This window comes from Micromonospora acroterricola (assembly GCF_003172955.1).
In the GTDB taxonomy this organism is placed as follows: domain Bacteria; phylum Actinomycetota; class Actinomycetes; order Mycobacteriales; family Micromonosporaceae; genus Micromonospora; species Micromonospora acroterricola.
This window is the reverse complement of sequence record NZ_QGKR01000277.1, coordinates 37522-43755: the sequence shown is the minus strand read 5'-3', so window position 1 is coordinate 43755 and position 6234 is coordinate 37522. Positions and strand designations below refer to the sequence as shown.

The window sequence follows — 6234 nt, the reverse complement described above, 5'->3', positions numbered from 1 at the left end:
GTTATTCGCCGGTCGGGGTTTCGGCGGCGGTGCGGAGGTTGGGGGCGCTCGCCGGTTCGGCGATGCCGCCGGGCGACCCCGTGAAGCCCGCGTCGTGCGCGGTCTCCGCGGCGACCGCCGGCTGGTCGCTCGGCATGACGTCGGGCACCTTGGGTACGACGATCACCGCCGTGCCGTACGCGCAGATCTCCATCCACATCTCGCCGCAGTCCCGGCTGTCGAACCGCATGCCGATCACCGCGTTCGCGCCGAGCCGCAGGGCCTCCTCGCCCAGTCGGGCCACCGAGTCGGTGCGCCAGCGGGTCAGGTTGTCCGGGGCCATCGGGTCGTACGCGCCACCGCGCAGGTTCTTGACCCCCTCGCGGTACGGGTTGCGCGTCCTGGCCATCGATGACACCACCTCACCGAGAATCTGGCGGATCTCGTAGCCGGGCAGTTGCTCCGTCGTCACGACCAGCACGACTCCGATGCTGTCAGGAGCGGCGCGACCCGATCGTGTGCATTGTTCACCTGATCGGATGCTGCAAAACGACGCGGCGCGGACGGCCGGCACTCCGCCGGCCATCCGCGCCGCGCAGGGCGCTAACCGTCAGACACCGGCCACCGAGGTGATCCAGGCCCGGTTGTACGCGACACTGCCGTAGTTCTGGATGCTGGAGCCGTCGGCCGTGGAGGCCACCCCGACCTGCTGGCCGTTGTAGAACTGCGGGCCGCCCGAGTCGCCCCGCCACGCGTTGCCGTTGATCCTGGTGCTGCGGATCGCCTGGCCGCCGTACGCGTCGGTGGCGCTGTTGCTGGTGACCCGGACGGTGGCGGTCTTGAGCTGGCTGGACGCGGAGCAGCCGCTGTAGCAGGTCATGCCCCAGCCGTAGATCGAGTTGGTCGAGTTGATCGGCGGGTTGCTGCTGGCCAGGCTCACGGCCGAGGTGCTGACGGTGCTGGAGAGCCGCATGAGGGCAAGGTCGTTACGGGTGTAGGTGGCGCTGACGGTACGCGTGACCCCGCCCGAGGCGCGGTAGACGCTGCCGACCCGAACGGACATGGTGCCGCTGATGCAGTGCCGGGCGGTGAGCACCCACTGCGGGGCGATCACGCTGCCCGAGCAGGTGAACGAGCCGTTGCTCATCACCGCGGCGGCCCAGGGGGCGGACGAGACGGTGCCGCCACCGATGATGGGTTGCGGGCCGGCCGGGGCGGCGGAGGCGCCGGAGGCGGCGCCGAGGGCGCCGGCGAGCGCCACGCCGAGCAGGGCGAGCAGGGGACGGATGCGCATCGGGGGACTCCTTGGACGGGGCGGACCCGGGATCGCCGGGTGCGGGAGGGCGCCAGCGGGGGTCCCCGCTGGCACTGACATTGAACGGTGTCGATGTACAGTAGGACCCGCGGCGGCCGTTTTCAAGAATTTGATCGAGGTTTACCAATGTAACGGTTCGGCTACCGTCTGCGCTGTATATGCCCTGGTGGGAGCGCGTGTCCCGCCTGGCGACCCGTCCCGGCCGCCGGTTGTGTTGATCACTGCCTGAACTGCAACCGGCCGGTGCGCCCGCGACGGAATCTGCCAGGTAGGCTGGCTCCGCTCGCCCGTTGTGGGTCGGCACCCAACTGCGTACACAGTCAGGAGTGCCCAGTGCCTCGCGTCGTCGTCGACGTCATGCTCAAGCCCGAGATCCTCGATCCGCAGGGCCAGGCCGTCGCAAACGCGCTGCCCCGGCTCGGCGTCAGCGACGTCGCCTCGGTTCGGATCGGCAGGCGGATCGAGATCGAGTTCACCGGTGAACCGGACCTTGCCCGGGCCCGGGAGATCGCCGACAAGCTGCTCGCCAACCCGGTCATCGAGGACTTCACCGTCCGCCTGGTCGAGGCCGACGAGACCGCGGACGCCCGCTCGTGACCGCCCGGGTCGGTGTGGTCACCTTCCCCGGCTCGCTCGACGACGGGGACGCGGCCCGAGCCGTCCGGATCGCCGGCGCGGAGCCGGTCCGGCTCTGGCACGGTGACCCGGCGCTGCACGGGGTGGACGCGGTCGTCCTGCCCGGCGGCTTCTCCTACGGTGACTACCTGCGCTGCGGCGCCATCGCCCGGTTCGCACCGGTGATGGAGACGATCGTGGACGCCGCCCAGGGCGGTCTGCCGGTGCTCGGCATCTGCAACGGCTTCCAGATCCTCTGCGAGGCGCACCTGCTGCCTGGCGCGCTCACCCGCAATCAGCACCTGCACTTCCGCAACCGGGACCAGATCCTGCGCATCGAGTCGGCCGGCACCGCGTGGACCAACGCGTTCCAGCCCGGCCAGGAGGTGCTCATCCCGGTGAAGAACGGCGAGGGCTGCTACGTCGCCGACACCGCGACGCTGGACCAGCTCGAAGCCGAGGGTCGAGTGGTCGCCCGCTACGTCGGCGGCAACCCGAACGGGTCGCAGCGCGACATCGCCGCGATCACCAACCCCGCCGGCAACGTGGTGGGCATCATGCCGCACCCCGAGCACGCGGTGGAGGCGCTCACCGGTCCCTCGCTGGACGGCCTCGGCTTCTTCACGTCGGTCCTCAAGCACCTGGTGGGGGCGCCGGCATGACCGGCGGCACGATCATCGGTCAGCTCAACCGCCGTTCGGGCGGGCACGAGCGCAGCGAGGAGAGGTCATGACCACCCATCCGGACCCGGTACGGGACACACCGGAGGCGTACTCCGCCCCGGCGCAGCCGACCGAGCCGCGCCCGGCGGAGCCGGCCACCCCGGCGACCGCTCCCGTCCAGCCGGCCACGGTCGACTGGACCGAGGGCGTGGACACCGTGCCGCGCGCCGGTGGCACCCCGGGAGAGCTCCAGCCGTACACCGAGCTGGGGCTCCGCGACGACGAGTACGACCGGATCCGGCAGATCCTCGGCCGCCGGCCCACCCAGTCCGAGCTCGCGATGTACTCGATCATGTGGAGCGAGCACTGCTCCTACAAGTCGAGCAAGGTGCACCTGCGCCAGTTCGGTGAGAAGGCCCCGCACAGCGACCGGCTGCTCGCCGGCATCGGCGAGAACGCCGGTGTGGTGCGGGTCTCCGACGAGCTCGCGGTGACCTTCAAGGTCGAGTCGCACAACCACCCGAGCTTCGTCGAGCCGTACCAGGGCGCGGCGACCGGCGTCGGCGGCATCGTCCGGGACATCCTCGCCATGGGTGCCCGCCCGATCGCGGTGATGGACCCGCTGCGCTTCGGTGCCGCGGACCACCCGGACACCGCCCGCGTGCTCACCGGCGTGGTCGCCGGCGTGGGCGGCTACGGCAACTGCCTCGGCCTGCCCAACATCGGTGGGGAGCTGGTCTTCGACCCCTCCTACCAGGGCAACCCGCTGCTCAACGCGCTCTGCCTGGGCGTGCTGCCGGTCGACCGTCTGCAGAACAAGGCCGCCGCCGGCCCCGGCAACGTGGTCGTCCTGATGGGCGCCAAGACCGGCCGGGACGGCATCGGTGGTGTCTCGGTGCTCGCCAGCGCCACCTTCGACGAGGGCAGCGAGCAGCGTCGCCCGGCCGTGCAGGTCGGCGACCCGTTCACCGAGAAGTTGCTCATCGAGGCCTGCCTGGAGCTGTACGACGGCCAGCTGGTGGTCGGCATCCAGGACCTCGGCGGCGCCGGGCTGACCTGCGCGCTCACCGAGACCGCCGCCGCAGCCGGCACCGGCATGCGGGTCTGGCTGGAGCGGGTGCCGCTGCGCGAGCCGTCGATGGACCCGCACGAGATCCTGGCCAGCGAGTCCCAGGAGCGCATGCTGCTGGTCGTCGAGCCGGACAAGCTCGACGCGGTGCTCAAGACCGCCGAGAAGTGGGGCGTGCTGGCCACCGCGATCGGCGAGGTCACCGCACCGGAGCCGGACGGCAGCCCCGGCCGACTGCTGATCACCTGGCAGGACCACCTGGTGGTCGACGTGCCGCCGGGTTCGCTCGTCGACGACGGCCCGGTCTACGCGCGGCCGATGCGTGAGCCGGCCGACCTGATCCTGCTCCAGGCCGACCGCGCCGAGACGCTGCCCCGCCCGGCCGACCCGGAGGCGCTGCGGGAGACCGTGCTCCGCATGATCGCGTCGCCCAACCTGGCCGACAAGACCTGGGTCACCGAGCAGTACGACCGTTACGTGCTGGGCAACACCGTGCTCGCCCAGCCGGAGGACGGCGGCGTGATCCGGATCGACGAGCGGACCGGGCTCGGCGTGGCGCTGTCCGTGGACGGCAATGGCCGGTACACCCGGCTCGACCCGTACAACGGCACCAAGCTGGCGCTGGCCGAGGCGTACCGGAACGTGGCGGTGACCGGCGCGAAGCCGATCGCCGTGACCAACTGCCTCAACTTCGGCTCCCCGGAGGACCCGGGCGTGATGTGGCAGTTCGCGGAGGCCGTGCGCGGCCTGGCGGACGGCTGCCTCGAGCTGGGCATCCCGGTGACCGGCGGCAACGTCAGCTTCTACAACCAGACCGGCGCGGCGGCCATCCACCCGACCCCGGTGGTCGGCGTGCTGGGCGTGCTGGACAACGTCGCCGACCGGGTGCCGATGGGCTTCGTCCCGCGGCCCGGTGGCGACCACGACCAGCTCTACCTGCTCGGCGAGACGAACGTCGAACTGTCCGGCTCGGAGTGGGCCTGGGTGACGCACGAGCACCTCGGCGGCATCCCGCCGCAGGTCGACCTCGCCCGGGAGAAGGCGCTGGCCGACCTGCTGGCCGAGGCCGCCCGGGTCGGTCACCTCGCCTCGGCGCACGACCTCTCCGACGGTGGCCTCGCCCAGAGCCTGGTCGAGTCCTGCCTCCGTCGCGGGGTCGGCGCCCGGATCGCGGTGCCGGAGCACTTCGCCGACGGCTCGATGCCGTTCGTCTACCTGTTCAGCGAGTCCGCAACGCGGGCGCTGGTGTCGGTGCCGCGTGGCCACGACAAGGCGTTCGCGGCCCTCTGCGCCGAGCGCGGGGTGCCGTTCGAGCTGATCGGCGTCACCGACCCGGCTGGCGGCGCGCTCGAGGTGCACGGCCAGTTCCGCATCGGCCTGGACGAGCTGCGGGCCGCGCACACCGCGACGCTGCCGCGTCTCTTCGGCGGCGCGGCCGCCGTCGAGGTGCCCGCCCCGGCGGCTGGCGTCGCGGGTGCGGTCGAGGCCGTGCCGCTGCCGGTCGCGCAGGCCGAGCCGGTGGACCCGGCGGCGGTGGCCGTCGAGCCGATCGCATCGGCCGGTCCGGTCCCGCAGACCGGGGCCGTCGAGCCGATCGCGCCGGCCGGTCCGGTCTCGCAGGCGGGGGCCGCCGAGGCGCCGGTCGAGCACGGCGAGTCGGAGCAGCCGACCACCGCCGGGCCGGCAGGGCCCGGCGGGTCGTCAGAGTCTGGCTCCGGTGTCGCAGAGCCGTCGCCTGACGAGCGCTGAGGCGTTGACCGCGGCCGTCTACGGTCAGCCCGGCACCGGTGCGCGGTTCGACTGGGGGCTGACCGGGGCGTCCGAACTCGGTCGGGTGTGCTCGGTGCTGGTGGTGGTGGACGTGCTCTCGTTCACCACCTCCGTGGAGGTGGCGGTCGGCCGCGGCATGCGGGTGCACCCGTTCCCCTGGGGTGAGCAGGCCGCCGAGTACGCGTTGCGGGTCGGCGCGGTGGCCGCGGTGGGCCGCCGGCGGACGACGGCGGAGCATCCGTGGTCGCTGTCGCCCGCCGCGCTGAGCACCGCGCCGGTGGTCGCCGACCTGGTGCTGCCCTCGCCCAACGGCTCGGCGATCAGCGCCGCCGCCAGCGCCACCGGGCTACCGGTGGTCGCGGCGTGCCTGCGCAACGCCCGCGCCGTCGGGCGTTGGCTGCGCCGCCAGGGGTACGGCACGACGGATGCCCCGGTCGGCGTGATCGCCTCGGGGGAGCGGTGGCCGGACGGGTCGCTGCGCCCGTCGGTGGAGGACCAACTCGGCGCCGCGAGCGTGCTCGACGCCCTCTCCGGCGTGCCGGGCGGGCTCTCCGTGGAAGCGGCCATGGCGCTCGCCGCGCTGGCCAGCACGCCCGACGTTCCCGCCGCGGTGCGCGGCAGCGTCTCCGGCCGGGAGTTGGCCGAGAGTGGCTTCGCCGAGGACGTCGAGGTCGCCGTCCAGGTCGGCGTGTCGGACGTCGTTCCGGTGCTCCGCAACGGCGTGTTCTCCGCCGCCTGACCACGGCTGGACGCCTCCTGCCCGCCGCCGCCGGCCCCAGGGTCTGATCGACTCGACGTCGTCGAGATCGGAATGTCCATGACCG

At 72.7% G+C, this 6234-nt stretch carries 6 protein-coding genes; 4 read left to right on the top strand and 2 right to left on the bottom strand.

Annotated elements, in window-relative coordinates; translation table 11 throughout:
• Position 1: 1 nt before the first annotated feature.
• Together DKT68_RS24340 and DKT68_RS24335 are read right to left on the bottom strand one after the other, a co-directional pair.
• Positions 2-565, bottom strand: coding sequence for a YbjQ family protein (locus tag DKT68_RS24340; RefSeq protein ID WP_109819705.1), 564 nt, complete (start codon positions 563-565; stop codon positions 2-4).
• 24 nt (positions 566-589) lie between these two features.
• The gene (locus DKT68_RS24335) at positions 590-1273 is read right to left on the bottom strand and encodes a S1 family peptidase (protein ID WP_109819704.1); all 684 of its coding nucleotides are present in this window, start codon (positions 1271-1273) and stop codon (positions 590-592) included.
• A 354-nt stretch (positions 1274-1627) separates the two neighbouring features.
• Between DKT68_RS24335 and purS the strand changes: the two genes are divergently transcribed.
• From purS to DKT68_RS24315, 4 genes are all read left to right on the top strand, one after another.
• A complete protein-coding gene (purS, locus tag DKT68_RS24330) occupies positions 1628-1891 on the top strand; it encodes a phosphoribosylformylglycinamidine synthase subunit PurS (RefSeq protein WP_109819703.1) in 264 nt (87 codons plus the stop codon).
• Positions 1888-2571: a phosphoribosylformylglycinamidine synthase subunit PurQ gene (gene purQ / locus DKT68_RS24325; protein ID WP_089018244.1), complete on the top strand. Its 684-nt coding sequence runs from the start codon at positions 1888-1890 to the stop codon at positions 2569-2571. Before purS ends, purQ begins: the two co-directional genes overlap by 4 nt.
• 67 nt (positions 2572-2638) lie before the next feature.
• The gene (purL, locus tag DKT68_RS24320) at positions 2639-5389 is read left to right on the top strand and encodes a phosphoribosylformylglycinamidine synthase subunit PurL (protein WP_109819702.1); all 2751 of its coding nucleotides are present in this window, start codon (positions 2639-2641) and stop codon (positions 5387-5389) included.
• Between the two features lie 4 nt (positions 5390-5393).
• Positions 5394-6149, top strand: a complete 756-nt coding sequence (locus DKT68_RS24315) for a 2-phosphosulfolactate phosphatase (protein ID WP_109819701.1) — start codon at positions 5394-5396, stop codon at positions 6147-6149.
• The last annotated feature ends 85 nt before the right edge of the window (positions 6150-6234 follow it).

Coding starts and splice junctions, on each gene's coding strand:
- purL (WP_109819702.1), top strand. CDS start 2,639: ATGACCACCCATCCGGACCCGGTACGGGACACACCGGAGGCGTACTCC.
- DKT68_RS24340 (WP_109819705.1), bottom strand. CDS start 565: ATGGCCGGCGGAGTGCCGGCCGTCCGCGCCGCGTCGTTTTGCAGCATC.
- DKT68_RS24335 (WP_109819704.1), bottom strand. CDS start 1,273: ATGCGCATCCGTCCCCTGCTCGCCCTGCTCGGCGTGGCGCTCGCCGGC.